Source organism: Rhodococcus sp. C26F (genome assembly GCF_053345925.1).
Genome location: NZ_JBKFBA010000052.1, coordinates 1 through 25459, shown reverse-complemented (window position 1 = coordinate 25459; position 25459 = coordinate 1). Strand labels below are relative to the sequence as shown.

Annotated in this window: 24 protein-coding genes, 1 pseudogene and 1 other annotated feature; of the genes and pseudogenes, 16 read left to right on the top strand and 9 right to left on the bottom strand. The window is 63.3% G+C overall.

Annotated features, from left to right (window positions below; all coding sequences use genetic code 11):
* Positions 1-163: 163 nt before the first annotated feature.
* The 4 genes from ACLBYD_RS27830 to ACLBYD_RS27815 form a co-directional block, all read right to left on the bottom strand.
* Positions 164-1099, bottom strand: a complete 936-nt coding sequence (locus ACLBYD_RS27830; RefSeq protein WP_447818979.1) for an abortive infection family protein — start codon at positions 1097-1099, stop codon at positions 164-166.
* Between the two features lie 72 nt (positions 1100-1171).
* Positions 1172-2077 (bottom strand): hypothetical protein, encoded by a 906-nt coding sequence (locus tag ACLBYD_RS27825; RefSeq protein WP_447818978.1) that lies wholly within the window; start codon positions 2075-2077, stop codon positions 1172-1174.
* Positions 2074-2882, bottom strand: a protein-coding gene (locus ACLBYD_RS27820) for an IS5 family transposase (RefSeq protein WP_447818977.1) whose coding sequence is annotated in 2 segments (ribosomal slippage) — positions 2074-2532 and positions 2535-2882 — 807 coding nt in all. Because the reading frame shifts where the segments join, the coding sequence is not laid out codon by codon here. The genes ACLBYD_RS27825 and ACLBYD_RS27820 overlap by 4 nt, the downstream gene beginning before the upstream one ends.
* Positions 2883-2939: 57 nt before the next feature.
* Positions 2940-3218, bottom strand: a complete 279-nt coding sequence (locus ACLBYD_RS27815) for a hypothetical protein (RefSeq protein WP_447818976.1) — start codon at positions 3216-3218, stop codon at positions 2940-2942.
* Positions 3219-3322: 104 nt separating this feature from the next.
* Between ACLBYD_RS27815 and ACLBYD_RS27810 the strand changes: the two genes are divergently transcribed.
* A complete protein-coding gene (locus ACLBYD_RS27810) occupies positions 3323-4588 on the top strand; it encodes an IS256 family transposase (RefSeq protein WP_447818975.1) in 1266 nt (421 codons plus the stop codon).
* 228 nt (positions 4589-4816) lie between these two features.
* On the opposite strand, the gene ACLBYD_RS27805 is transcribed toward ACLBYD_RS27810, so the two are convergent.
* Together ACLBYD_RS27805 and ACLBYD_RS27800 are read right to left on the bottom strand one after the other, a co-directional pair.
* Positions 4817-8491, bottom strand: coding sequence for a P-loop NTPase fold protein (locus ACLBYD_RS27805; protein WP_447818974.1), 3675 nt, complete (start codon positions 8489-8491; stop codon positions 4817-4819).
* A gap of 655 nt (positions 8492-9146) precedes the next feature.
* Positions 9147-9584 carry a transposase gene (locus ACLBYD_RS27800; RefSeq protein WP_447818973.1) on the bottom strand — a complete coding sequence of 146 codons (438 nt, stop codon included), beginning with the start codon at positions 9582-9584 and terminating at the stop codon, positions 9147-9149.
* A 130-nt stretch (positions 9585-9714) separates the two neighbouring features.
* Here ACLBYD_RS27800 and ACLBYD_RS27795 point away from each other — a divergent pair, with 130 nt between their 5' ends.
* The 4 genes from ACLBYD_RS27795 (at position 9715) to ACLBYD_RS27780 (ending at position 11873) form a co-directional block, all read left to right on the top strand.
* Positions 9715-9873, top strand: a complete 159-nt coding sequence (locus ACLBYD_RS27795) for a hypothetical protein (RefSeq protein ID WP_447818972.1) — start codon at positions 9715-9717, stop codon at positions 9871-9873.
* Positions 9874-10101: 228 nt separating this feature from the next.
* Positions 10102-10353, top strand: coding sequence for a hypothetical protein (locus ACLBYD_RS27790; RefSeq protein WP_447818971.1), 252 nt, complete (start codon positions 10102-10104; stop codon positions 10351-10353).
* Between the two features lie 32 nt (positions 10354-10385).
* Complete coding sequence (locus tag ACLBYD_RS27785) at positions 10386-10598, top strand: hypothetical protein (RefSeq protein WP_447818970.1); 213 nt, start codon at positions 10386-10388, stop codon at positions 10596-10598.
* Between the two features lie 201 nt (positions 10599-10799).
* Complete coding sequence (locus tag ACLBYD_RS27780; RefSeq protein ID WP_447818969.1) at positions 10800-11873, top strand: hypothetical protein; 1074 nt, start codon at positions 10800-10802, stop codon at positions 11871-11873.
* Between the two features lie 44 nt (positions 11874-11917).
* Here the strand turns inward: ACLBYD_RS27780 and ACLBYD_RS27775 are convergent, their stop codons facing one another.
* Together ACLBYD_RS27775 and ACLBYD_RS27770 are read right to left on the bottom strand one after the other, a co-directional pair.
* Entirely contained in the window at positions 11918-12868 is a 951-nt protein-coding gene (locus ACLBYD_RS27775; RefSeq protein ID WP_447818968.1) for a phosphatidylserine/phosphatidylglycerophosphate/cardiolipin synthase family protein, read from the bottom strand.
* A 642-nt stretch (positions 12869-13510) separates the two neighbouring features.
* A complete protein-coding gene (locus ACLBYD_RS27770) occupies positions 13511-14149 on the bottom strand; it encodes a cysteine hydrolase family protein (RefSeq protein ID WP_447818967.1) in 639 nt (212 codons plus the stop codon).
* Between the two features lie 137 nt (positions 14150-14286).
* Here ACLBYD_RS27770 and ACLBYD_RS27765 point away from each other — a divergent pair, with 137 nt between their 5' ends.
* The 10 genes from ACLBYD_RS27765 (at position 14287) to ACLBYD_RS27720 (ending at position 23602) form a co-directional block, all read left to right on the top strand.
* Positions 14287-15264 (top strand): GlxA family transcriptional regulator, encoded by a 978-nt coding sequence (locus tag ACLBYD_RS27765; RefSeq protein WP_447818966.1) that lies wholly within the window; start codon positions 14287-14289, stop codon positions 15262-15264.
* Positions 15265-15492: 228 nt separating this feature from the next.
* Positions 15493-15804, top strand: coding sequence for a transposase (locus tag ACLBYD_RS27760; RefSeq protein WP_229583235.1), 312 nt, complete (start codon positions 15493-15495; stop codon positions 15802-15804).
* Positions 15762-15896: a sequence feature (AL1L pseudoknot), on the top strand. It overlaps the preceding gene by 43 nt.
* The gene (locus ACLBYD_RS27755) at positions 15801-16541 is read left to right on the top strand and encodes an IS3 family transposase (protein ID WP_447818965.1); all 741 of its coding nucleotides are present in this window, start codon (positions 15801-15803) and stop codon (positions 16539-16541) included. It overlaps the preceding feature by 96 nt. The genes ACLBYD_RS27760 and ACLBYD_RS27755 overlap by 4 nt, the downstream gene beginning before the upstream one ends.
* A 203-nt stretch (positions 16542-16744) precedes the next feature.
* Positions 16745-17884, top strand: coding sequence for an IS110 family transposase (locus tag ACLBYD_RS27750; RefSeq protein ID WP_447818964.1), 1140 nt, complete (start codon positions 16745-16747; stop codon positions 17882-17884).
* A gap of 34 nt (positions 17885-17918) precedes the next feature.
* Complete coding sequence (locus ACLBYD_RS27745; RefSeq protein ID WP_420917843.1) at positions 17919-18125, top strand: integrase core domain-containing protein; 207 nt, start codon at positions 17919-17921, stop codon at positions 18123-18125.
* 269 nt (positions 18126-18394) lie between these two features.
* Positions 18395-18607: a three-helix bundle dimerization domain-containing protein gene (locus ACLBYD_RS27740; RefSeq protein WP_447818963.1), complete on the top strand. Its 213-nt coding sequence runs from the start codon at positions 18395-18397 to the stop codon at positions 18605-18607.
* A 1209-nt stretch (positions 18608-19816) separates the two neighbouring features.
* Positions 19817-20038, top strand: coding sequence for a hypothetical protein (locus tag ACLBYD_RS27735; protein WP_447818962.1), 222 nt, complete (start codon positions 19817-19819; stop codon positions 20036-20038).
* Between the two features lie 789 nt (positions 20039-20827).
* Positions 20828-21451, top strand: a complete 624-nt coding sequence (locus ACLBYD_RS27730) for a nucleotidyltransferase domain-containing protein (RefSeq protein ID WP_447818961.1) — start codon at positions 20828-20830, stop codon at positions 21449-21451.
* A 4-nt stretch (positions 21452-21455) separates the two neighbouring features.
* On the top strand, positions 21456-21848 hold the full coding sequence (locus ACLBYD_RS27725) for a hypothetical protein (RefSeq protein ID WP_447818960.1): 393 nt from the start codon (positions 21456-21458) through the stop codon (positions 21846-21848).
* 461 nt (positions 21849-22309) lie between these two features.
* Entirely contained in the window at positions 22310-23602 is a 1293-nt protein-coding gene (locus ACLBYD_RS27720) for an ApeA N-terminal domain 1-containing protein (RefSeq protein WP_447818959.1), read from the top strand.
* Between the two features lie 275 nt (positions 23603-23877).
* On the opposite strand, the gene ACLBYD_RS27715 is transcribed toward ACLBYD_RS27720, so the two are convergent.
* Complete coding sequence (locus ACLBYD_RS27715) at positions 23878-24981, bottom strand: hypothetical protein (RefSeq protein WP_447818958.1); 1104 nt, start codon at positions 24979-24981, stop codon at positions 23878-23880.
* Between the two features lie 220 nt (positions 24982-25201).
* Here ACLBYD_RS27715 and ACLBYD_RS27710 point away from each other — a divergent pair.
* A pseudogene (locus ACLBYD_RS27710) lies at positions 25202-25459 on the top strand (transposase); the annotation flags it as partial.

The following is a 25459-nucleotide window of genomic DNA, read 5'->3' as shown; positions in this document are numbered from 1 at the left end:
CCTCCGGTCACACCGCGCTATCTCACCACGTCCGCCGCTCGGACGGCGCTACCGCACGTCACCACGAAGGATTGACAGGACCTATAGCCAGCTAGGCTTGCCGCTTCCAGTAGCTGTCCGCTGTTCGATACGGCTGTTCCATTTCGGCGACAGTGTCAGTGTGTCAACGTGTTTCCCATATGTCGAATAGGAACTCGGTGATGGCAACGGCTGAGTTGAGGGCGAGGCGGGCATGGGGGCGGCCGGCGGTGCTGGACGTTGCTCGTCCGTGCCCGGTGCCGGCTCTGTTGCGAAGTTCCCCGAGGCTTTGAACCGAACCTGCGAGAGCCCGGAGAAGACCATTGACTGCCGTACTCGCGCCGGGGTCGGCATCGACAGAGCTACCGGCGAGATCGAGAGCCTTATTTACGGCCTTGTAGAGCGTTGGCAGGTCATCGTTGCGCTTATGGGCCACGCCGTGAGCGTCGAGGATTTGGAAGAAGACGGATTCGACAAGCTCTTTGCACGAACCGATCGCTGCTTCGGGGTCCGCGCTGATGTTGGGTTCGATCCGCCGGAGGTGTCGGTCGAGGGTTGTCCGGTCCCCGAGGATTGCTCGGTCGACGGTGAGGGCAGACGGCCGATCACCGTGGAAACCATCCATCCGCCGCCAGGTGTAGATCTTTCGTCCGCTGATGTCTCCCTCCGGGTACAACTCGTACTTGTCGGGAGCGAGCGCTGTATTGAGATCTACCACCATGCGCTCTGCGACGTCATCGCGTCGCACGAGCGGATGCACGGTACGGACGATGAAACGTAGAAACTCCTCGTCGGAGCCATTGAGGAGATCGAATCGGGGGTCGGAGAAGACCCAACTGTCGTCCCAGTCGTAGTTGTTCACGCAGTGCTGCCAGATGTCACCGGCTGCATCCTTGAACCGAGAGTCCGTGCTGGGAAGCGCCTTCAGGTCGTACAGGGCGCCCAGGAACGCGACTTCATCAAGTTTGCCGAGCCAGAAATAGTCGGGCTCGAGCGTCACGAGATCGATGATGGCCTGTCGAGTGACAGCAGTGATCCGTCGGGATCCGGCCGAGGTTTTCCTAATGGAGACGGCATTCATCGAGGCATCCTTCGTGACGGCGGGCATAGTCCCACGAAAGATGCGGGATCAGACGTCGAGCAGCTCACCCGTTCAACACTCCTCGCCGACAGAGGTAGGCCTGTCCGAGGCTTTCAGTTCCTTGCAGAGTTGGACCATCGCCAGCGCAGTCCAGAACATCCAGTCGAGGAAGACGATGCTGTAGTCGCGCAGTTCGCTGTCCTTGTTGTGCCGGATGGCGTACCTGTTCGCGATCTGGAACAAACTCTCGTTGTCCTTCTCCGCCGAGGTGCCCTTGAGCACGGTGTAACGATCGGGTTCGAGGACCGCCATCAGCTCTCGGATCGCCGACACTTTGTCCTCGCGGGTCGACTGACGGGACCGATACAGGGCGATGGCATGGCTGACCTGATCGGTCAGCTGGCGTGTGGGTTGCTCTACTGCTCGAACGAGAAGGTCGGCGCGAGCGGCATCGGTGATCGTGACGAGCCGGCCGATGTCTTCTCCTTCGGTGGCCAATCGGAAGGGGAGGTTGGTCGCGGCCAACAGTTCGTTGACGCGGATCCGGTACAGCATCTGGCCCGTGCGGAGTGTGTGGTCGGAGTAGTGGTACCCGCACTGCGAATACTCGTGGTAGTAGCGGTTACGGGGGCGCGCGGCGAGATCGTGGAGCAGCTCGACCAAGTCGCAGAACTCGTCGTCACTCCATCTGTCGGTCTCGGGGTAGGTCAGTGGTGGCGGCTGCTGCCCGTACAGCTCTGTGAGCTTCTCGACAAGGTCAGCTTCGAGCTCGTCATCGATATCGACACAACCGTTTGGGTACGTCTCGCCGAAGTATCCGGACACTCGCCAGCGCGCAACGAAGGTGCTGAACCGGCCCTTGGCCGCGGCCCAGTCGGGCTCATCGGTCGAATGCTGTCTTCGAATTGCGAAGAGGAATTTCGGCGCGAGAAATACGGTCGCCGCGTAGCTGGGGTTCGTTCTAAGAGCATGTCTCATTTGGTCAGTTTCTTGAAGCAGGTCAGCGCGGCAGCGAGTTGGAGAAAGGAAGCGAAGTTCTCACCGTGACGTTCGTAGCGCATCGTCAGCCGGCGATAGCCGCTCAGCCACGCCAGGGTGCGTTCGATCTTCCATCGGTAACGGCCGAGGCGTTCGCTGCTGTCGACGCCGCGACGCGCGATCCGCGGAACGATGCCCCGTGCCCGCAGCCACCGGCGGTGTAGGGGATAGTCGTAACCCTTGTCCGCCCGCAACCGGCCGGGCCGGCAGCGGCGCGGACCACGACGCGATCGCACCGCGGGAATCGCAGTGACCATCGGCTGCAGCATGACACTGTCGTGGGTGTTTGCCGAGGTCACCGCCGTGACGAGGGGAATGCCGTCGGCGTCGGAGAGGATGTGGATCTTCGAGCCGTTCTTGCCGCGATCGACCGGGCTGGGACCGGTCAGAGAGCCCCCCTTTTCGCCCGGACGTGCGCTGCGTCCAGGATCGCGGCGGACCAGTCCAGGTCCCCACCGGCGCCGAGCCGATCGAGGACCCTGCGGTGGAGTTCGTCGAACACCCCGGCCCGAACCCAGGCGGTGAAGCGGCGGTGTGCGGTCGGAACGCTGACCCCGAACGACGGCGGCAGGTGCCGCCACGCACACCCGCTGGTGAGCACGTAGACGATCGCGGTGAACACGGCCCGATCATCGATCGCCGCCAGGCCGCCGCCCTGCGGCCGCGCCCGGAATCCGGGCAGCAACGGTTCGACGATCTCCCACAACGCATCCGGTACCAGCCGGGAAGACAACGCATCGACCACGACGGTGCATTATGCCGCACAAACGATCTAGGCCATAAGAGACATGCTCTAAGTTCGTCAGCACGGCACCAACTCGGATACGACGGGGACGCTGTCCATCTCGGACTCGAGGCTGCGCGGCCATGTACCGCCAGTGTCCCCGGCCCAGTCCAACATCCCCTTCAGTGCGGAGTGCTCCGTGGCGGGCGCACTGCCCGAAAAGGCCTCCTTGAGGAGAAGCGCGTAGTAGGCATGGAAGGAATGACGCTCTCGCTCGGTCTTCATCATGCCGGTGGCTTCGGCGACGAAGACCTCACGAGGCCACGTCAGCGTGTATTCAGGATCGTTCAGGTCCATTGCACTCCGTTCGAACCGACATCTCACGTCCGCGGGACTGTCGGGATAACGGTTGATCCGGCTTTGGCCGACACGCCGAGCTTGCTTGGCGAGAAGGCACCATCATGACCGAAACACTCGATCCCATGGATCAGCCGAAGATCGATCCCCAGCAGCTGGCGCAGCAACTGCTCGCCCAGTCCAAAGCCGACGGTGTCGAGCTGGTCGGCCCGAACGGACTGCTCAACCAGCTCACCGCCACGGTGCTCGAAACCGCCCTCGAAGCGGAGATGGACGAGCACCTCGGCTATGAAAAACACCAGGTAGAGGGCAGAAACAGCGGTAACTCGCGTAACGGGCGGCGCACCAAGACCGTGCTGACCGAGATCGGCCCGGTGCAGATCCAGGTCCCGCGAGACACCGAAGCTTCCTTCGACCCGCAGATCGTCAAGAAACGTCAGCGGCGTTTGACCGGAGTCGACGAGATCATCTTGTCGCTGTCGGCGAAGGGCCTGACCACCGGTGAGATCGCTGCGCATTTCGACGACGTCTACGGCGCGACGGTGTCGAAAGAGACCATCAGCAAGATCACCGACAAGGTGCTCGCCGAGATGGCCGAATGGTCGGCCCGGCCGCTCGACCTGGTGTATCCGGTGTTGTTCATCGATGCGATCCACGTCAAGATCCGTGATGGGCAGGTCGCCAACCGGCCCGTCTACGTCGCCGTGGGGGTCACCACCGCCGGTGAACGTGACATCCTGGGTTTGTGGGCCGGCGACGGCGGTGAGGGCGCGAAGTTCTGGTTGGCGGTGCTCACGGAGATCAAGAACCGCGGTGTCGAGGACGTGTGTATCGCCGTCTGCGACGGCCTCAAGGGTCTTCCCGAGGCGATCACCACCGTGTGGCCACCGACGGTGGTGCAGACCTGCCTGATCCATCTGCTGCGCAACACCTTCCGGTATGCCGCCCGACAGAATTGGGACGAGATGTCCCGGGATCTGCGGCCGGTCTACACCGCTCCGACCGAGGCGGCGGCAAAGGAGCGGTTCGGCGAGTTCGCCGGCAAATGGGGACCGCGCTATCCGGCGATCGTCCGGATGTGGGAAAACAGCTGGTCGGAGTTCGTGCCGTTCCTCGACTACGACGCCGAGATTCGCCGGGTGATCTGTTCGACGAACGCGATCGAGTCGCTCAACGCCCGGTACCGGAGGGCGATCCGGGCCCGTGGGCATTTCCGCAACGAGCAGGCCGCACTCAAGTGTCTGTATCTGGCCACCCGTGCTCTGGACCCGACCGGCAAGGGGCGCGCACGATGGACATCACGGTGGAAAGGAGCCTTGAACGCTTTCGCGATCACCTTCGAAGGACGCATCACCCCGAACACCAACTAATCCCATGTGTCAGAACCGGATCCACCGATTACCTGACAGTCCCACGTCCGCGTAATTCTGACCGAGCGAGTCGGCGCTGAGTGAGACTGGGGCCTGAAAGTGCCTCACCAGGCGCGCATCGCGCTTTTCTGAAGCGATGGGGCCTACCTGGCGAGGTGAGCGTGGGCAGTCAACGTGATGACAATTTCCGCATACCGGGACGGGTGATGGGGCTTTCTATGTCCCCGCTCAGCGCCCGAAAAATAAGTCGATCAGTCCCTTCTTCGGGGTGAGTAGTTTGAGGGCCTGGAGTTGGGTGATGTGAGACTTGGGGAGGGGGTCTTTGTATTTGGTGAGTGCGTCTGTGAAGGCGGTGCGTAGTGTGCCGGTGTGTCCGTATCCGGGGCCGCCGGCCCACAATATGAGCTCGGCTGCGGTACGTACATCGCCTGCGGTCTCGCGGGCGAGGAGTTCGAGGGCGAATTCGCTCGCGGCGCGCCGGACATTGCGCAACTCGGCGTCCTCGTCTGGTGTCTGCGCCAGTAAAAGGCGCGCGACGGCGGCGACCCGGGCGGATTGGCGTGACGTATCCGCGACAGTGGCTCGGATGCGTTCGACGGCCTGGTGTCCCACTCCGCCTTGACCTGCTGCGCCGAGCAGCTGATCGAGGGTGGGGGACTGTTCGACGGCCAGCCAGATCTCGGTTCGCTCATCCAGAGGCAATGTGCGGCAGTAGGTACCGAATGCTGCAGGGGTGAATGGGACTGTGGCCAGAAGTGCTCGAACGTCGGTTGGTGTCGGGGCGAGTGTGAGCCATGTACTGGTCATGGAGGTGTCGATGTGATCGTTGGGAAGCTTTGTGAGGTCGGAGGCAGGTAGAGCCACCCCGCCGAACACTCGGCGCAGGCCCAGTTTCAGCCGTACCGCTGCAGTCTTAGCAGTGTCTGCGTATTCGTACTCGTCGAGGTGATCGGACAAGGTCCGCGCCGCGGGCTGCGGCAGTGATGTGGCCAGCGCTAGCCACTCCGTCACGAATGTATCGGTGAGCGTGCACTCCTCTACGGCGACTGCTAGATCTTCGATGACGGGCTCGAGCACGCTGTCCCCGGCGCGCTCGGCGAGCGTAACGGCGATATCAACAGTTATCTTCTTGCGGTCCCAGACGAGGACGGCTTCAGCATTATCCGGATTTGCAGCGATCCACGGCACGTCGGCTGCTACTGAGGAGATTGCTTCGGCCAGTGCAGCGCCAGGGTCGCCTGGCTGGGTGAAGGCCAGGACTTGGGCTATCACGGCGGCCAGTGAAGTACGAACAATTGCGTCAGAGTCTGCGATTGCTGGCACGAGACGATCGACAAGGACCTCAGTGGCGAGAGAGGCCAGTTCCTGTGAAGGCGGGTGGTCGAGATTGTCGGGAAGGAAAGTGGCCCACCTTGCCCAATGGAGTTGCGGGGGTCGGAGCATGCCGAGTAGCGCGTGTCGCGCGCGCCGGTCCGGTGAGGTCATGGTGGCGATGAGGGAGTCAGCGTGGTCCAACACCCAGGAACGGACAGGTCGGCAGGACGACCCCGATTGGGCTGAAACCAGCACCGCTGACAGGAGTTCTTCATGCCCCGGTCGTGACCGCACCGCCGCAATGAGCGCCTCGATCCGAGCCACACCCTCACCTGTAGGCTCGGACTCTGCCGAAGTGCCGCCAGGGGGCGCCGCCGAGACGGGTTTGGCAGCGTCCGAGCTTTCCGTGGAGGGTAGTTCTAGACGTTTGACCGCTGCCAGCACCCTCGATGCAGCTCCTTTCCACAAGGACACGGCGCTGCCTAATGGAAGAGTGGTCACCGCGGCTCTCAGGGGTTCGGGGCGCTGTTCGAATACCTCCGCGAACATCGCGGACAGGGCTTCGGAATCGTTCTGGTCAAGGTAAGGAAACAGCAGTGCCAGCCGCCCGAGGATGTCGTCCGGTATCTCCGCGGAGTTGAGGTCATCGAGTGCCGTGGCAACCACACCGGTCTGGCCGGCCCAACATGCGGCGAGCAGAGCACCGGGCAGTGACGAGGGACTCAATTCTCGGTTCGTGTTTGCGGCGATCAGGGAGGGGGTTGCCTCGCGAACGACGATGTCCCGACTCGAATCGTCACCGTCGTCGATACGTTCGATGAGGCGGCAGGCTGCCTCGTAGGCAAATCTGCGACCGGGCCCGTAGCTGTTGTCACCTTCGGTGACCAGGAGGGGCACAGCGATCGCCAAGGTGCGCGAGTTCTGCCCGGTGAATGCTTCGACCACTTCATCAGGGGCGGTGTCGGTGGCGAAGTCGATGATGTCGCCGAGTCGAGGATCTCCGAGGCTGTCCCCGCTACCAGCGCTTTGCAGATACAGCAGGTCGGGGCGAGGGTCGGCGAGGCCAGCAGCTCGTACCTTCGACAGGTACATGCTCAGATGATGACGCAGCGTGCGGTCTGCGTCTCGGAGCTTGTGCATGCCGCTGGCTGTGTCATCGTCGGAGAGAAGCGCACCGGCCGGTGTCTCGGATTTATCCTGGCCGATGGCATCGTTGTCGTCGTCGATTCGGTTCGGCTCATCGTTGGCTGGGTTGGAGAAGCGTTGTATCAGTGCTTTTACTTCGTCTGCTTCGGTGCGCTCTTCGCCTCGCAGATAGACCAGTAAGCGCGGGACGCGGCGTAGTTCGTCGGCCACTGCGGGAAATTCTGTTTGTAAAACGGTGAGCACCGCAAGCTCGTGGGCGCGGTCGAGCCAGGCGATTCCTCGGGCCTCGGCGATGCGGGCGTTGGTTGCGAAGTTGTTGAGGAGAATCTTGATCCGGCGTGGGCTACGGACATGAACGGGAACCAGCGCGAAGATTGTCTGTTCGAAAGTGTCGGATCCGCGGTCGCGCAGCTGTTTCCAGAGGCCGTGTTGCTCACGGACCAGGTTGTGTGCGAATTGGGTCAGTGCACGTGACCGCAGGGGTGGTAGAGCGATCTGATGTTGGAATATTTTGTCGAGGAACGCTCCGGGGGTGGCGTAGTACGGCTCTTCCTCCCGTACCGGTTTGGCCTGGGGGACCTTACGGAGTGATTGTGCGATCACTTCACGATCTGCGGCCACGATGAACGTGCAGCCGTCCTGGTCCAGAAAGGTCTTGAGGTCGATGAGTGTTGCAACCACGTCATCAGGTGCGCAGCGGTCCAGTTCATCGATGAAGACGACGAGCCGGGTTACGCGGCCCGAACGGACCCTTCCGACCAGTTTGTGAAAGCGCGTGGCGAACTGATCGGCGCCGACGGGCGCCGGCCGCTTTGTGGTTACCACTGCACCTTGCAACACCTGTGGGCCGACGAGAACAGCGACGAGCGATAGGCCGAACACGGTCCCAGCCTGGGGAATCAGTGATTTGACGGCGTCGATGTAAGCGCTTCGCCCTACGAGAACGGAGACGAGTAAAAGGACCGTCAGCCAGACCACTGCAATGCCAAGGGCCACTGCGAGTCCGGTCCATAACGACTTCTGGTTGGTTTTGAGCCAGCCGACAACGTCGAGTCGTGCTTTGCTCTGCTCGTGCTCGAGGCCCGCTGAAAAGTCACGATCTTTGCCCTGACCGAGATCATTGGCCACGCTATAGATGAAATTTCGTTTGAGGTCTTGACCGCCGTACTTCCATGCGTCGTATCGGGCTACTTTGACCTCTCCGTGAGCGATGTCATCGAGGTGTTTGGTGATCATGCTGTAGATGCTGGATTTGCCCGATCCCCAGGCTCCGAACAACGCGATATTGGCCGGGGTCTGTGCGGTAAGGGCGATCTCGGCCACGCTACGGGCGATCGCATCGTGTTCGAGCAGGTCCTCGTCGCCAGGACTGAGGCGGTTGTCAGGGATAAGGTCTCCGTCGCGGATCAACCCGCGCTTGTGACCTGATGTCCGATGGCCCATTTCACGACTCCTTACCTACGATGGGTCGAATCGTAGAGGTCATACCTGACACGCCTCGACGCGTTTCCGCACTTCCGCAGTCATGGCTGTACCGAATCCATGTGAGGTGAAGTCGTGTAGGCGTCCGAGTTCGCGCAGTTGCGCAAGGTGGGGTAAGGGTCCACGAGGTCCGGCAACCTTGAGCGGCTCTTCAACTTTGCAGACCAGTTTCGCGTGTCAGATCCTCGCGGTGAGCGGGACGGATCTCGGTGGTGGGAGGGTATACGCGGAGTTCGTGCCCGCGAGGGCGCCCCGGGCGCTGCACGCGCAGGACCGAGGACCCATGGAGGTGGCTTTCGTGCACATAGGTCGCGTTGCAATCGAATACGCGGGATTCGTGGGCAACGGTTGCGAAGTAACGTGTGTATCCGCAGTGCCCTGTCGTGGATGTCGCACCAGGGGGGATCGGATTGGCGTACGGATGTCGTCGACAGCCCGCCTCAAGAACGGCCGACGACGTGGTCAGGTGGTTCGATTCGCGAATTCGTGTAATTCGATGGGGCCCCTGTGTGGCGGGCGGTGTTCGTGACGTGCTGATAAGCATGGACGATGGTCGAGACCACCAGGTAGTACCCGGTAGCGTCGGTGATGGTGAGTAGGCGTTCGAGGACTCGGTCTAGCTGCCGTCGCTGGCCAGGCGTCGATGCCAGGTCCAGATCGTCTGCCACGGCCCGAACACCGCGGGCACGTCGCGCCAGGCGATGCCGCGTAGATAGCGGTAGATGATTCCCTCGATCATCGCAGTGGCATCGGAGAACGGGCTGCTACGGGCCGGTTTGGACGCTGTCTGAACTGCTGCTTTTCGGGGCGCTCGGACAGTTTGAGCGTCCCGGCCTTGTGGGAGCTTGTGGCGGTAGCCACGAGCTGAGTGGTGCTTGCCTACAACGTGAAGTTCGTCCGAGGGTCGGGTCCTGCACGATTGTCGACGGGCGGGTATGGATCGGTGTACCTGGCCGAGCCGGCTCGCTGGCAGTGCGTGATGGCCCGCCGCCGACCCGTGTGATGGCTCCGGTAAGCGATTGGGTAAATCGCCTCTGAGCTGGGCAGGCGACACGTCTCGGTGTGGGCAGGTCTTGTCTGGATGTCGGTGTCGGCAGGGTCTGTTACGGCTGAGGCGGGGGGAGCGATGTCCTGTTGACCGTTATGTGTCCGGTGGATCGGGGGCGGGCCGGATAGGGGAAAGTATGGATTTCAGCAGGGACGATAATGCGCCGTCGCTGTGGCGGACGAACCGCCGCAAGAGTGTCGACGAGCGCATTCTCAAGTTCCAGGATGTGGTGATTCTCGGGCCGGCCGCGCGCGGTACGGGGCTGCGTGCGATGCGGGGATCGGCGCGGCAGTGACTTTCGTCGGGTTGTGCTGGGCGGCATTAGGGATGCTCTCTGTCATCCTGACCGCGTCAGGCGGGTACGAATCGGAATCGGCCATGTGGGAGGCCACCTTCATCTTGACCTCTGGCGCAACGGTATTCGTAGCAGGTTGTCAGGTCTTGGGCTTCGCGCGTAGGGGTGCGGTTAGGCATGGTGCGGTGACGCGGGAGACGTTGACTGCTGCGCCGCAGGAGTTCGCCGGTGCTTTTCCGTCGGGCGGTCAACGCGGCCGACACCATCGGTGAATCTCTCGCGTACCGGCAGGGGTGGCTGCCCGACGTGGATTTGGATGCGGCGTTGTGGGATCTGGCTCGGCATCTCGAGATCGGCACGCGGCTGCACCATGTGCTCGGCGGTGCACCGGTGGGTTGGAGTACCGCGAGCAGGTCGAGCGGGCTCGCGCTGCTCTGGACGGGTGCTTGGAGCATCTGCGGGCCGGGGCGGACCGTCTGACTGCTCTGGTGGGTCGGGTCGAGGCGCTGGACATGGAGTTGACCGCGCCTGTGCGTCGCGCCGAGCTCGAGGAGTTGCGCGCGCTGCGTACGCGCCGCGATGCCGAGCAGATGGGTCGGCTCTCTGCTGCTACGGCGGACGTCGAATCCATCGATCCGGCGTTCGGTGACGTCGCAGACGTGGTGACCGGGGTGCTCGATGCGTACGAGGAATTATCGAAAATGGGTTCTGAACTGCATAGATGACACGTCCCGCTGGGAGTCCGACTGTGGAGCGGTCGATGCCGGGTGTGGGACGGATTTCCTGCACCCGGCTTTATGTATTCCACGCGCCTGAGAGGCGCCTTGGGCTGTGGTGATGACACGTCCCGGGCGACCGCGTGCGGATTCTCGACAGCCAAGGGTTACAAGCAATATCTGTTTAGTTGACGGTTTCCGGGGGCTAACGTGACGCGCCCCCATCGGGCGCTCTACCGGCGTTCTGGGGTGATGTTCGGGCTGGTTTTCGGTCGTGAGTTGCGGTCGGTTATGAGTACGGTGCTTTTCGGCGCGCAGAGGTGGGGCGTGCCCTTGCTTCATGTTCGCGATCGAACCGGCAAGATCGGCGTGGTGCACATGAAGCGGACGATGCTCGGGGTGGGGACTGTAGTTCTGTTGGTTGCCGGGGGGTGCCTTGCGAGCCGTGATGACTCGCCGAAGGTCGATCTGAGCACGCAACCGGTTGTCGAGGGATCGGTCATGCGGGTGATCCCGCCGGCTACAGCGGGCGTGCCCGCTGCCATCTCCGTTGATACCGGCACCGATGCTCCCTTCGAAGTAGTTCTCGCGTACTCGGTGCCAGTCTGGTGTGGCGACATGGTCGAGGCATACGCCGATGAGCTCGACTCTCTTCTTCCTGAGGGCACGCTCGTCACCATCGAGAGACCGGCCATCGCAGAGGGCGCGGCGTTCGGACGGCTGCATCAAATGGTCGGGGAATCGGACAGGTCTGCGTACGGCGTCGATACGGTTGTGCTCGGTGAGGACACGGCTGCGTGGGAGGTGGACGGGGCCGTGGAGCGGGAGGATGCCGTCGTGTACGCAGCCATGCACGGCATGGAGGGTCATCCGTCCACGGAGATCACCAGCGTGAACGAGTTGTTGATCGGCTGGGGTTCCGCGACGCTCTATCCGCCCCTCGATCATTCCGAAGCTGCGGCACCGATCGAGGAGCAGCTGAGCACTCCGGAGTTCGCCTCCGTTCCCGCTGGGTACCTCTCGTCGTTCGCGGAGGCGGAGATGGCTGCATGGAACACCAGAGCCGGCGCCTCCGGGGTCTGTCGCGCCGATGAAGAGCGCCGCGCGCAGGAGGAAGCGGAGCGTATTCGTGTGCTCGAGAAGCGGTATGGCCCGGACCGTCTGCCCAACACCGAGGATGACCCGAATCACGACATCTATCTCGACGTGCCGAACGTCGATGCGCCGGATGCCGATTTGCCGAACGTTGGCGGTTTTCTGTGCAGGCGGACGCGTTGGTGTTGAGAAATGGCGGGGTGTTCGTCAGCACGATCGCCGGGGCATGCGGGTCACAGTTTCCACAGAGCCAGCACCGCGGCGCGCAGGCTCGCGGAGATGATGCGGTGATCGCGGTGCAAGCGCTGGTTCGAGTGACCGCGGTCGGTGAGGATGCGCGCGGCGTCCGGTATGGCGATGGGGTCGAGGTCGGCGCGGGCGCGTAACCGGTAGGCGAGGGCGTGGTGGGTGTGGGGAATGCGGTGCGGGCCGGTATCGACGACGGCCGGCGGGTCCAGCCGGGTGTCGTCGTCGCTGATCCGGATCACGACGTCGCCGGGCTGGAGGCGGGTGCGACGGTCGGGACCAGGGGTGTCTTCGCGGACCCAGTGGGTTCGGTAGCGCGGGTCCGGCCCGCCCCTGCCGGGCGCAGGTGGCGTCGAGCTGGTCTCGTTGTCTTCGGTGGGGGTGTAGTCGCCGAGGTGTCGCAGGAACATCCGGCGTACGGGTGTGGGCAGGAAGTCGTGCTTGAGACGCGCGCGGCTGCCGATCCCTGCGAGGGGTACGACGCGCCCGAGCTGCCAGATGACGAGGGCGCTGTCGAGGAACCCCTCGTCGACCACGGTGGTGTCGTCGAGGTGGTCGAGGAACGCGTGAGCCGCGGTGATGGCGTTGGGATCGTCGGTGATCAGCGGGGTTTCGTCGGCGAGGGTGGAGCTGTGGGAGGCGCTGGCGGGGCCGACGATCACCTTCTCTGCGGTGACGATCAGACCGGTGTGCAGGTTCGCAGTCGACAGCACCTGCACCCCGGCCTCGAGGAAGTGGGCGAGGGCGGTGGGGGAGGTGGCGTGTGCGCGGACGGCCGCGCGGGCGGCGTTGACGATCAACTGGTCCCCGGCGCGCAGCGGCAGCAACTCGGGGGCGGTGGTGTCGAGGTAGGCGATGGCCACGCGGCGGGGCCCGCAGCCACGTAGGGCCGCTGTGATGGCCGGCCAGGGGTGAGGTGCGTGCAGGGGCGTGCCCATGGTCGGCACGGTAGCGAAGAACGACGTCGTTCACGATGCAGATGACCCCATGTGTGTCCTGCCGGCACCCGGAGGTGTCGTGGTGGACCGCGACCGGTGTGCTGGGCGCGGGTCGGGTCTGCGGTTGCAGGTGGCGTCCACCGGCCACGGGGCGTCGGCACGGACGCGGGGAGTCCCGTCGGGGGATCCGTTCTTGCAGATCGAAAATCGTTCCTGCGGTGATGGTTCTTGCGATACTGGTGGAGCCGGGGTGTCCTGCCGGCAGGGGGCTCGGACAGGACACTTTGGTGCCGGCGGACTGTGCGGTGTGGTGGACGGGGTGGAGCTGCCGGTGCTGTGGGTGCCCGGCGGGGATCTGGTCGGTCCTGTTGGTGTGATGTGTGACCGGTAGTGAAGGTGGGTATGTGGGGGTGGCGGTCGTACTCGCATCCCCCTGCCGAGTACGGCCGCCCCCTTTTCTTTTGTTCGATCGGTCCGGCCTCCCTGGTGGTGGGACGGGCCGTGGCGCGCGAGGCTGTCCCGACGGGCTCCCCCCATCCGGGTGGGAGTGTGTGCCGTGTCGTTCATGCCATCGTCACGCCGGCGCGCGGGAGTCGTGCCCGGTGGGCGGCGGCGAATCTGCGGCCGGTCAGCGTTCTTGGGTCATGTGAGTGCCGTGGCTTCGCGTCCGGCGAGGGCGGATTCGACGAGATTGCTTTTCGGCAGCGAGGCGCCGGACCGCAGAGCCTCGACCCACTGCGCCGTCGTGGTGACCGCGGCGAAGTTCGACTGCAGCAATACCATCAACGTGGTGTGCACGGATCGGGCGTCGACCTGCCCGGCCTCGTTCGCCAGATGAATCGCGCCGGTGGCATCGGAGAGCACCTCGGCGGTAAATCCCAGCGCTTCGGCCTCTACGACGGTTCCGAGATCGCAGTTGTTGGTCATATACCCGACGATCGTGACGGTGTCGACGCCGCGGGCACGCAGCCACTCGGCCAGATCGGTGTCGGCGAACACACTCGCGTACTGCTTGTGCACCCGCTTGACGGCCGGATCCAGGCGCCGCTCGATCTCGGGGTGCAACGCCCACCCGGTCGAACCCTCGATGAAGACCGGGGCGCCGTCGGGCATACGGTGCTGCACGACGGCAACCGGAATACCTTCAGCCACAGCGGCATCGATCGCAGCGCTGATGTTGGTCAGTGATTCCTGCCGGGGTGGGTACTGGATCTGCAGGGGTCCGTCGAAGTACTCCTGCTGGACGTCGACGACGATCAGGGCGCGGCGCGATGCGGTCACGGTTGTTCTCCTCAGGTTCGAACACGGGGGTGCGGGTGCCGATGCGGCATCCCGTTCGATTGTTCCGAAGGGGTTACCCTGACCGTGAGCGGCACGTATGCATACTTTCGATGAGATCGGGCCAAAGGGAGAATGGGATGCGGATCGCGGTCTACGCCTTCGACGGCATCACCATGTTCCACCTGGCGGCGCCGCTGATGGTGTTCGGGGAGATCGGCCGTCTCGACCTTGCCCCCGAATGGCAGACCCGTCTGTGGTCCGATCACGCCGGGTCGATCCGCACCGCCGAGGGTTATCCGATCGGCGAGATTGCCGGACCGGACATCGCCGACTGGGCCGATATCGTCATCGTCCCCGCCTGGCCGCAACCCCCGACACCCGTCGGTTCCGTGCTGAAGGATCGGCTGCGCCGAGCCCACACCCGCGGCGCGGTGGTCGCCGGATTGTGCCTGGGCGCGTTCGCCGTTGCCGAGACCGGGCTGCTCGACGGCCGCGCCGCCGTCACCCACTGGGAGGCCATGCCGCTGCTCGCAGAGCGCTACCCGAGCAGCGGGGTCGATTCCTCGGTGCTCTACATCGATCACGACGACGTAATCACCTCGGCAGGGACCGCATCGGCGATCGACGCCTGCCTGCACCTGGTGCGCAAGCACCTCGGTTCGGCCGCCGCCATCCGGATCGCCCGCCAGCTCGTGGTGGCCCCGCACCGAGAAGGCGGCCAAGCCCAGTACATCGAACGTCCCCTGGCGCGGCCGGCCACCGACCCCGCCATCGCGGAGGTACTCGACTGGGCTCTGGCCCGGCTCGACGAACCGTTGACGATCGACCGCCTCGCCGAACACGCCACGATGAGCCGCCGCAGCTTCGTCCGCCACTTCCAGCAGGCCACGGGCACCACCCCGGCACGGTGGGTGCTCGAACAACGCCTGCACGAGGCCCGCGTGCTGCTCGAAACCACCGACTGGAACATCGACACCATCGCCTCCGCGTGCGGCTTCACCAGTCCTGTCACCTTCCGGCAGAACTTTGGATCGGCGTTCGCGACCACACCGACCGCCTACCGGCGACAATTCGCATCCCCTCACCGCCCAGCCTCGACACGCGGCACGACGTGACGTGACAGCAGATATGCGCGGAGGGTGAGGAGGGGATCGGCGAATTCCGCCGGCCCTGAAGGTGATGGACTCTGATGCTTGTGGCGATCCGCGGTGTTGCGCACACCGGTACGACGAGGACCCCCTGCTGCACGCGAAGCCCAGCCCGGTGACTTGAAAGGACTTGAATCGTCCCTGGTTTCATTGAGGGTGAGCCAGATATCCCGGAAGGATCACCCCAGACTCGCCATGGCGAACTACAAATACCCTCAGGAACTCCGCGAGCGAGCGACCCGACTCGCCGTCGAAGCCCGCCGCGACCCCGACACCCGCACCGGCGCCATCAACCGGATCGCCGAGCAGACCGGCGTCCACAAGGAGGCCCTGCGGACCTGGGTACGCAAAGCCGAAGACGCCGAACTCCCGGCCGAGCCCGTCGACGCCGAAGCGCGCATCCGCCGCCTAGAGAAGGAAAACCGTGAACTGCGGCAGTCGATGGAAATATTACGTTCTGCCACAGCTTTTTTCGCGAAGGCGGAGTTCGACCGCCGACTGAAGTGATCGTCGCGTTCATCGACGAACACAAACACCGCTGGGGGATCGAACCGATCTGTCGCGTTCTGTCGGAGAACACTGAGGTCAAGATCGCCCCGGGCACCTACTACGCCTTCATCGGTCGAGAACCCAGCGCCCGTGCACGCCGCGACGCCGTCCTCAAAGAACACATCATGCGCATCCACACCCACCCACGGATGCGGGTCTACGGAATCCGCAAGATCCACGCCCAACTGAACCGGGAGGGCCATGAGGTGGCCCGCTGCACCATCGAGCGGCTCTGCCGCGAACTCGGTGTCCGCGGCACCGTGCGCGGAAAATGGCCGCGCACGACGAAGCCGGCACCGGAAACCGATCGGCCTGGCGACCTCGTCGAACGAGACTTCACGGCCACTGCGCCGAACCAGCTGTGGGCGGCCGATCTGACGTATGTGCGGACGCAGTCCGGGTGGGTCTATGTCGCGTTCGTCCTGGATGCGTTTTCCCGCATGATTGTTGGTTGGCAGACCTCGACGCGGATGTACACCGACCTGGCTCTCGACGCGTTGAAGATGGGCCTGTGGGCACGACGACGCGCAGGCCGCGACGTCACCGGATTGGTCCATCACAGCGACCGTGGCGTGCAGTACCGAGCGCTGCGCTACGCCCAGACCCTGGATCAGGCCGCGGCGGTCGCCTCCGTCGGATCGAAGGCGACTCCTATGACTGCGAGCATCCTGGACATGTCATCGTCTGGGGTCTGACCTTTCATACGATCGGCCCTGCGGGTGCCTTTGCGTTGACGTGTCGGCCCCAGACGGTGACACCCGATCCGAGCTGCTGACCGGGTGAGCAGTGACCTGATAAGAGCCTGACTCGACCAGGGTCTCATCGCAGTCCTGTCCGCCCACTCCGGCCAGCGCAGCTGTGGATCGGACCGCTCGGAACGCGAAGGAGACCCACAGCCATGTCCAGCATGCAACTTCGCCGCGACGATGTCATCGTCGGCGTCGACACCCACAAGAACACCCACGTCGCAGTCGCTCTCGACGGATTCGGCGGCCGCCTTGCGGAACTGACCGTTCCCGCCACCGCCACCGGTTTCGAGCAGATGCTCGAGTTCTGCCTCGCTCTGGTCGGTCCCACCGGACAGTTGATCGGTTTCGGAATCGAGGGCACCGGATCCTATGGTGTCGGACTTACCCGCTTCCTCCGGCGCCGCGGCCACCAGGTCCACGAAATCGCCCGGCCGGCACGAGCGGCGCAGCGACGGCTGGCAGGCAAGAACGACACGATCGATGCGGAACACGCTGCCCGCCAACTCCTGGCCGGACACGGCCTGGCGACACCGAAAACCGCCGATGGCACCGTCGAGATGATCCGACTGATCAAAATCGCATACGACGGTGTCGTCCAAGCCCGCACCACCACGATGATCACGCTCAAGGCCACCCTGGCCACCGCCGGCGAGGACCTGCGCTCGACACTCGAAAAGCTCACCGACCACCAACTCGTCGTCGCCTGTGCCGCACTCGATACCCCTGCACCGCGGCCGCCGGTCCGCCGCGGTGCTCCTGCGGTGGTCGTCCCGACCGATCCCGAGGCGGCGAGCCGGCACGTCCTCGCCGTCATGGCACAGCGGTGGCTGGTCCTGCACGAGGAAGCCAAGGCGCATGCTGCGTCACTGAAAGCGTTGACCGCTGCAGCAGCACCACGACTCGTCGAGGCGGTCGGGATCGGCTACGACACTGCAGCACAGATGCTGATCACCGTGGGAGACAACCCCGGCCGGATCAAGTCCGAAGCCGCCTTCGCCAAGATGTGCGGTGCCTGCCCGATTCCCGCCGGGTCCGGGATGACCAACAACCGGCATCGCCTCTACCGCGGCGGTAACCGGCAGGCCAACGCCGCGCGCTATCGCGTGGTGATTGTGCGGATGCGCTGGCACCAACCCACCATCGACTACGTCACCCGGCGAACCTCCGAAGGCCTGTCCAAACGCGAGATCATTCGCTGCCTCAAACGCTATCTCGCTCGCGAAATCTTCCACCTACTCCCCGGCACCGAGGGTGAACAAGCCTCAAGCCATGAAGTGCTCATCGCCTGAGAGCGACTTGACGATCTATAGGAGAATCAACGCGATGGCGGAGGCGCTGAACTCGCTGTACAAGGCCGAGTTGATCTTCCTTGACGGTCCCTGGGCCGGTCGTGAGGACGTCGAGGCCGCTACGGCGCAGTGGGTGCATTGGTTCAATACCGAACGGGTCCATGGCATGCTCGACTATCGGACTCCGGCCGAGGTCGAGACCGCCCACTACGCACAACCGCCGGCCGCTTCTGCGGCCTGAGAACTGAACACACGCTCAGCCTCAACAAAACTCGGGACTTGACAACTCTCAATGATCCTGTCAAGCCGCAATTGCGGTGACCGGCACGTTCGGTTGCCAGGTGCGGTTGTCGTGGAGGAGAGCGTAGAGAACGTCCACGTGCCGCCGAGTCAGGCAGATCGTGGCTCGGACGGGGAGTTGCGGTCGTGGAGGTACCGGTCGCGCGTCCGGTCACCCAGGATTTGCCCGCTGTTCGATTCGGGTTCGGATCGGGTGGGGATCACTGTGGCATGAACGCCCAGCCAGTCGATCAGGAAATCCACGGCCTCGAACGGGCCGTTCACACTCTCACTCGGGAATTCGCGCAGGTTCCTGCCCCGGAGATTCGGAGGCTCGTTGCCCGGGTGCGCGGCGACTTCGCCGGGCATCCCATCCGAGAATTCGTGCCCTTGTTCGTCGAACGCAGAGTACGTCAGATGCTCAAAGACCGGCACGCCCCCTGACGTCGGCGATGTTGCGCACGGGTACTACGTCCTGCCCCAGCCCTTCTGCGCGGTCGACAGCCCCTGTCGCAGTGACATCACCGGAGTGATCGTCTACCGGGTAGACGGACCTGGGGTGTGCCTCGGGGGAACGGCAACCCTTGGAAGAAGGACGCCGTCCGGGGATGCTCGGATTCTCGGTCCCCGAGCTCCCGCCCCTATATCCCATATGGGCTATAGGGGCGGGAGAATGCGGGTGACGTCTCGGACTCGGGGGATCCGGTGGCGACACCGCGGCACCTGTCTGGTTCCCTGGCCCGATGTCGATCATGGTGAGAACGGCGCCGGCGTCCTGCGTGCGCACTATCGGCGGCAGTCCCCGGCTACTGAGCGCATCGAGCCGATGACACCGCAGATTAGGCGAAGGCGGAGGGACATTTCAGGTAGCCAGCGCAACACCTGCTATCGGTTCGGCCGGTGTGTCACAGGGTGTACGCCAGCGGAGGGTCTGCCGGGGGGCGGATGGTGAGATGACCCTGGGTTTCGGCGACGTCAGCGTTGCTGACCTCGCCGAAATGTGTGCCCTCGGAATAGAAGTCCCGAAGCAGTGAACCATTCCATCAGCCGGTTGGTGTTCCTTTGCGGTGAAAGAGCGCGGATCACGGACGCCGCAGGGTTTCCCACCGACCCCGGACGGTTCGGTGCCGTGTGGTGGGCGAGAGTGGTTCGCGGCTGTCGGGTGCGTACCGCCGGACCACAAACCACTCCCGCACAGTCCATTGTTCCCCCGCTTGGCGTGGCGGCGGTGCCCGGCGAACCGGCTGACCTCCGATGCGAGGGTCGGCCTCTGGTGCGATGGTCGACCACGGGGTGGCTCGCGGAGCACCGGAAGACCTCCGAGGAACGGTGATGATGCTGTTCTTCGGGTAAGCGGTAGCGGAACTCGGTGTTCCGTCGTGTATCCGGCACCCGAGGGATCACTGTCATGGGCGCTGCAGTGAGCATGCTCGAGAACCATCCGCAGGATTGTCGGCCGCATCTCACGCCACCGTGTGTCGGCTGCCTGCATCGAGGCGGCTACCGCTCGGCGGGCACGTGCATTGTCTGCGCCGACCTGCGCGCGGCGACCGCCCGGAACCTCTCGCCCCGGAATGGCGACAAGGTGACGGTCACGACGATGCCGAGGACCGGCGCGCACCGCCTGCCAGGTGGGGATGCGTTCCGGCACGGTTGCATCTCGAGCATTGCGGGATCGACGCCGAGACGCGCCGCTGCGGCAAGTATGCCGGCCCGGATCTGCTCGCCGCTCGCAGCGGCCCACGTACCCACGTACGGCATCCCCGCGGCAACGGCTCTCCGCTGCGCGGTTCGGCGACGGCGATCGGTGGATGCGGCCTCGCGGTCGACGGCGATCCGGTGCTGCGGGATGGCATCATCGATGCTGACCCCTGATTCCCCCGCGTCCTTCACCCAGCAGAAAGCGTGATGGCACATGGACTATCGCAGCACCGACGCATCCGACCGTCGCCGTGACCCGCGCGATCCTCGGCGCCGACCGGACCCCACGGCGGAGCAGCCCGCGCCCGGGCCGAACATGACGGACGCGATCCACCGCCGGCTGTTTTCCGACTACACATCCACTGCCGGACCGCGCTGACCGGTATGCGTGCGGCACGGACCTCGGCGATCAACTCGTCGGACAGTGCCCACATCCCCGTTGCCGGTCAGGACGGGAGTGTCTCTAACTACGGTGGATCCGCCTTGACATCAGCCCGATACCACCCGGTGTGACGCGGCCGTCGAAGGGCATCGCGAAGACGTTCGATGCGAGCTTCCACTTGATCGCCCGGCGTGTGCTCCCTTGGCGCTGGGGTCCAGTGTCCGGGTGGTACGGGAGAGGCATGTGAGGGCGGTTTGCAGCACGCATCGATGCACAGCAGGTGGGTGCGGCACCCCCGCGGTCGGGAAAGAAGGGTCGGGCTCGACACTTCGGTTATTCGACGCCGCGGGTACGGCGTCGCCCCAGGCCGTAGGGACATCGAGCTGCTGGTCGCCGCCGGAACACTCTTGAGGCGAGACATCCGACAGCAGGCCGGACCGGCAGAACAGCCCGTCCGGCCCTCTCGCATCATTCGGAACCGGGTCGGTCGGTCTGGGAAGACGTGGTTGTGCCGGTACGCGCCACCAACTATTGTGCGGGACGCCCAACTATAGTGGTGATGTGGGAGGTGAGGCGCAAGCATGGATCTGACTCGGCCGTTCCAGACGGTGACCCCGACCTTGGACGGGGATGTGCTGGCGGTGCTCGCCCGCGCCCCCGAGGTGCCGTTCACGCCGGGCCAGGTGCAGCGGGTGCTCGGCCGGCATTCGGAGGAAGGAATCCGTAAGGTGCTGCGGCGCCTGACCGCACACGGCACCGTCCGCTCGACACGGATCGGCAACGCCTACACCTATCGCCTCGCCGAAGAGCACCTCGCCTACCCCCATGTCCTGGGCCTGGCCCGGTTGTTCGACGAGTTCTTGGAACGACTGGAAGCGGCACTGGGGAAGTGGGCGATCCAGCCGGTCTATGGCGCGGTGTTCGGCTCCGCGGCCCGCGGGACGATGACCGTGCACAGCGACATCGACCTGCTTCTGGTCCGACCCGACGACGCCGCCGAGGACATCTGGGACGAACAAGTATCCGACCTGCTCACCGCGGTGAACAGGTGGACCGGCAACGACGTGCGAGACCTGCAGTTCACCGCCGCGCAGATCAAGCAATCAGGCAGGGACGAACCGGTGTTGACAGATGTTCTTCGAGAAGGTCTGACGGTGGCCGGTTCCCCACGCGAGTTCACGCGCCTGCTGCGCGGGCAGGGATAGGGCGATGGCGCGCACGAGAAACTGCGATCAGGCGGTGCGGCACGGACGCATGCGCAAGGCCGAGGAGTTCTTCGAACTGGCGGAGGTGGGGGACTATGCCACCGGGGACGGCACGGTCAGCGACGCGGTGGTCACGTCGTGGGTGCTCGCGGGTATCGCCGCGTCGGATGTGTTGTGCTGCGCACGGCTCGGTGTGCACGCCCAAGGTGAGAACCACACCGAGGCGGTGGAGCTTCTCCGCTCGGTGGATCCGACGCTGGCCAAACACCTGCAGGTTCTGCTCCGCCTGAAAACCCGATCCAGCTACACCCACACCCCCACCGGCCGGGACGATGCCACCCGTGCGCACCGCGCGGCGCATGCCTTGATGGAAGCGGCACGGCGCGCGAATACGTAGAGATGGAGGGATCTACTCGTCGATGACCCGGTTCGTGGGTGAGTGGAAGTGTTCGCTGCGTCTACAGTCCAGGCAGGGCCAGGTGGCCCCATAGTCGTCGCTCGAGGCCGAAGACCTCAGCGGTGCACGTGGCTCGGCGCCTCGTTTTCGAGCGTCGCCGACAGCGCTTTCAGGTGTTCGACTGGGGCAAGCATGCTCGGGGTGTCGGCCACAGCGTTGGTCCGACAGCCCCATCCTCACGAGGGCGGGACATCGCCTGCGTGCCGAGTCGGTCTTCGTTCCCTCGGCGAAGGCGACAGCCTGGACCGGGGTGCGTTCTCTGAGACGATATGCGACCGAGGCTTGCGCAGCAGCTGGCGCGGCACTCGGAGGTGAGGAGCGTGTTGTGGTGCGAACAGGGTGTCGGTCCTTAAATGGCTGGGACTGGTCCAAAGAAGTGAAATGCCTTGTATAAAAGGAGAGTGGCGAATTTAGAATATGTTGGTACGTGGTGGGACGCGAGTAGGCCTGAGCAGCGGGTAGGAGGGATTCTGACGATTGACTACGCGGAGAACTCCACGCTTAGACTGGCGGGTGAGCTGAAATTCGACTACTCGATCTATTCGAAAAGGCAAATTCCCGTGATTCATGGCGAGGCCAGCGGGAATCGTGTCACCTTATTTGTTTCGTCGATATCAAATGGAACCAATTACGCAGGTCCGGTGATGACAGCGGATGTCAGTCTAAGGCCGTACGCGGTGGTAGTGGGTCGGCACATGTCGGATTTCAACGATTCATTATTTACCAGCATAACAATCGAGATCGATAATATGACCACCTGGTCAAATTTTGAAACTGCAACCACTCGATTTGAGACGGGCAAAAGTTATTCGACGGGAATCGATTTTCCGCCACCTGCGTCTGCATCAGTCAATGTCGGTGAATTTACGGTCACCCTACAGCAGGTGCGTCAATTCAATAATATTACGACGGTTAGCTATCTCGACCGAGAAAAAATGACCATCGATTTTATTACCGTGGCAGAGGTGGCCGCAGCAAACGAGAGAGGAATTGAAGCCTTTGATGACGTTGTTCATGCCCTTCAGGAACTATTGATACTAGCCTCGGGATACCCGTGTCGGATGCGGTCTCGAAAGGCGGCATCGTCGCACAGTGACGAGGAGGAGTGCGTTATATACGTGGGTCAGTCTTTGAGTCCAAAAGAGAACGAGAGTATCGATCAGTTTCGGTTCCAGTTTACCCTGGCGCATGCCGACTTTCCCTCGGTGTTCCAGAGATGGATGGACGTTAGAAAGACCGCCGAGCTGGGAGTTACCGTGCTTTTAGGGCTTGATCTCGTACCTCAGGGGTATTACGAAAGTAGGCTTTTCAGCGCGGCATCTGCAATTGAGTCAATTCACCGCGGCCTTTTTCCTGCCACGGCGAAATCCAAGAACTGGACATATCGTAGGCGTGCAGTCGCTCTGGCTAAGATTCCCGACCACGAAGCGGTTGAGAAACTTCTGACTGACAGTGAACAATGGGTCAAATGGATTTGTGACGCACGTAACGCGTTCGCTCATCTCGACTACGGAAAATTTGAAGGGATACCTGAGGATGCCAAGTTTCAACTTTGCTACGTGACGGAAGCACTACTCCAGCTGGTATTGCTGGAGAAGATCGGAATCCCTCCCGAGAGGCAGCGAAGAATTGTGCAAGTTAAACATGCCCGTCGCGCTGCCGTATTCGGAAAGTGTATTCCAAGGAAAAGTTAGCTATTGAGAATTAATCTGGAAGTACTGTGGAGAGAAACCAACTTCAACTTTTCGCGACGCCAGGAGTTCCTGGTTGGAACCATGCACGCACACCCCACCGCGGGTGCTCACCCGGTCGTTAACAGCTACATGACCAAATGGGGCTCATGCAGGAGATGGGCCGATCGGTACGACTGATTGAGGAATGCGCCGTCGCGAAGGAGTCTCATACCGATGGGCGTAGCTGCGGCGTCGACGAGAAGTTGGCGCCGCAGCCTCGCAAACCAGATGGAAAGTCAGTCGGCGGTGTTGCGGTCGATCCATGATCGAAGGGCATCTTCAAGTGCCTCATCCACGGATATCCCGCTCAGCCCAGCCACAGTCCTGTCAAACTCCGTGTTGAGAGTCGGCGGAACCTTACCCCGCACAGGCTGGCGATCTGTCTTCTTCGCAGCTGCGACAGGAGCATCTCTGAGCTCGTCGAGGGCCTTCGCGAACTCGTCGAACAACTGCTGGTAGTTCTCGTGGTTGGGGATCATCTGGTCCCCTCGCGCGAACCATTTCAGGATCTTATTACTCGCTGACTTCTGGCATATCCCGCGCCCGTGGCCGAAGTCGTTGCGCATCCGGCCGAGTTCTTGGAAGAACTGTGATCTGATGTCGTCGACCGTGCATCCGTGGGCCGAGGCTAGTTGTTTGCGGAACAAGTCCTCCCATTCGGTGTAAAACGAGACGATCCACTGGCCAGCGAAGCGTTTCAGGACGGGAGCTTTGTCCGCATTCAGATCGCCCCTAACGAACTCGTCCGGGGTTAGGGAGCCCGGGTTTGCTTTTGCAAGGACGGCTGCGAAACTGATCGTCGTCGTCGACTTGTCGGGAACAGGTTTCATCGCCTGCAAATCGAAATGGATTGGGAGTTCGTGACCGGTCGTCACAGAGCGTCCCGCTAGTGCCCGTCGCTCATCGACCAGGCTCATAATGCCCTGGTGCCCGATCCTTGCTACCAGGACCGACAGCTTCAGTTCGAGTTCCATGTCGATGAGAATTTCGTCGACGGTCATCGACGTCCCTTCCTTATCTAGGTCGTTGATCTTCTCTTTCGCTGCTGTGACGGCGTCGTAGTAGACGCTGACTTGTTGGATTCGGTCGTCGGCAGGGTTAAGGGATTGCGCTGCTTGATGAATGGGTTTGATGATTCGGTAAATTTCCGTTCCCGGTGGCGGTGGATCAGACTGCCAGGCGTCGAGTATCGGCTGGGTCAGTCCTCGGATAGCGCCTTCCGCCTGCCTTGGCGCAGCGAAGCGCTCCATTTTCCTTAGCAAAGGCATGCTCATTTGCATCGGTGCCAGCACTTCATCAAGAGTTTTGGTCCAACGTTCCAATGACTGTTCGGTTGCCATCGAAGGAGTAAATCAGACTAGTCGTGGTGCGATTTCGCTCGGACCGATCCTGACCGTCGACGGATGTGGGTATGTGGGTGTCGCAGTGGGCGAGCAGCTGCTCGCGGGTGCAGAGCCAAATGAGGCTATCGCCCTATCGAAGCGCAGCCGTGTCGTGCATCGACAGCCGTCCCGCAACGTCGCCGCCGCACTGCGGACACGGCGTCGCGCCGTGGAAGGGCCCGGCTTCGGCACCGTGCTGGCCGCGACGTTCCTGGCCAACACCGGCGATGATCTGAACGCGTTCGGGACACCCGACCGACTCGCATCCGTCGCCAGAGTGCCCCTGCTCCGCGCGATTCGGGCAGAATCAGCGGCAATCACCACCGGCCACGCCGCTTCAATCGGCAGTTGATGCGCACCTGCTACCTTGCCGCGTTGTCTAGTGCCGCACCCGTGAACCTTTGCCCGTTCTGGCCGACACGCCGACCGGTTGCGG

Coding starts and splice junctions, on each gene's coding strand:
- ACLBYD_RS27795 (WP_447818972.1), top strand. CDS start 9,715: ATGGATTTCAGCAGGGACGATAATGCGCCGTCGCTGTGGCGGACGAAC.
- ACLBYD_RS27825 (WP_447818978.1), bottom strand. CDS start 2,077: ATGAGACATGCTCTTAGAACGAACCCCAGCTACGCGGCGACCGTATTT.
- ACLBYD_RS27830 (WP_447818979.1), bottom strand. CDS start 1,099: ATGAATGCCGTCTCCATTAGGAAAACCTCGGCCGGATCCCGACGGATC.
- ACLBYD_RS27775 (WP_447818968.1), bottom strand. CDS start 12,868: ATGGGCACGCCCCTGCACGCACCTCACCCCTGGCCGGCCATCACAGCG.
- ACLBYD_RS27745 (WP_420917843.1), top strand. CDS start 17,919: ATGGCGGAGGCGCTGAACTCGCTGTACAAGGCCGAGTTGATCTTCCTT.
- ACLBYD_RS27765 (WP_447818966.1), top strand. CDS start 14,287: ATGCGGATCGCGGTCTACGCCTTCGACGGCATCACCATGTTCCACCTG.
- ACLBYD_RS27810 (WP_447818975.1), top strand. CDS start 3,323: ATGACCGAAACACTCGATCCCATGGATCAGCCGAAGATCGATCCCCAG.
- ACLBYD_RS27715 (WP_447818958.1), bottom strand. CDS start 24,981: ATGGCAACCGAACAGTCATTGGAACGTTGGACCAAAACTCTTGATGAA.
- ACLBYD_RS27805 (WP_447818974.1), bottom strand. CDS start 8,491: ATGGGCCATCGGACATCAGGTCACAAGCGCGGGTTGATCCGCGACGGA.
- ACLBYD_RS27750 (WP_447818964.1), top strand. CDS start 16,745: ATGTCCAGCATGCAACTTCGCCGCGACGATGTCATCGTCGGCGTCGAC.
- ACLBYD_RS27725 (WP_447818960.1), top strand. CDS start 21,456: ATGGCGCGCACGAGAAACTGCGATCAGGCGGTGCGGCACGGACGCATG.
- ACLBYD_RS27730 (WP_447818961.1), top strand. CDS start 20,828: ATGGATCTGACTCGGCCGTTCCAGACGGTGACCCCGACCTTGGACGGG.
- ACLBYD_RS27815 (WP_447818976.1), bottom strand. CDS start 3,218: ATGGACCTGAACGATCCTGAATACACGCTGACGTGGCCTCGTGAGGTC.
- ACLBYD_RS27760 (WP_229583235.1), top strand. CDS start 15,493: ATGGCGAACTACAAATACCCTCAGGAACTCCGCGAGCGAGCGACCCGA.
- ACLBYD_RS27785 (WP_447818970.1), top strand. CDS start 10,386: ATGGAGTTGACCGCGCCTGTGCGTCGCGCCGAGCTCGAGGAGTTGCGC.
- ACLBYD_RS27740 (WP_447818963.1), top strand. CDS start 18,395: ATGAACGCCCAGCCAGTCGATCAGGAAATCCACGGCCTCGAACGGGCC.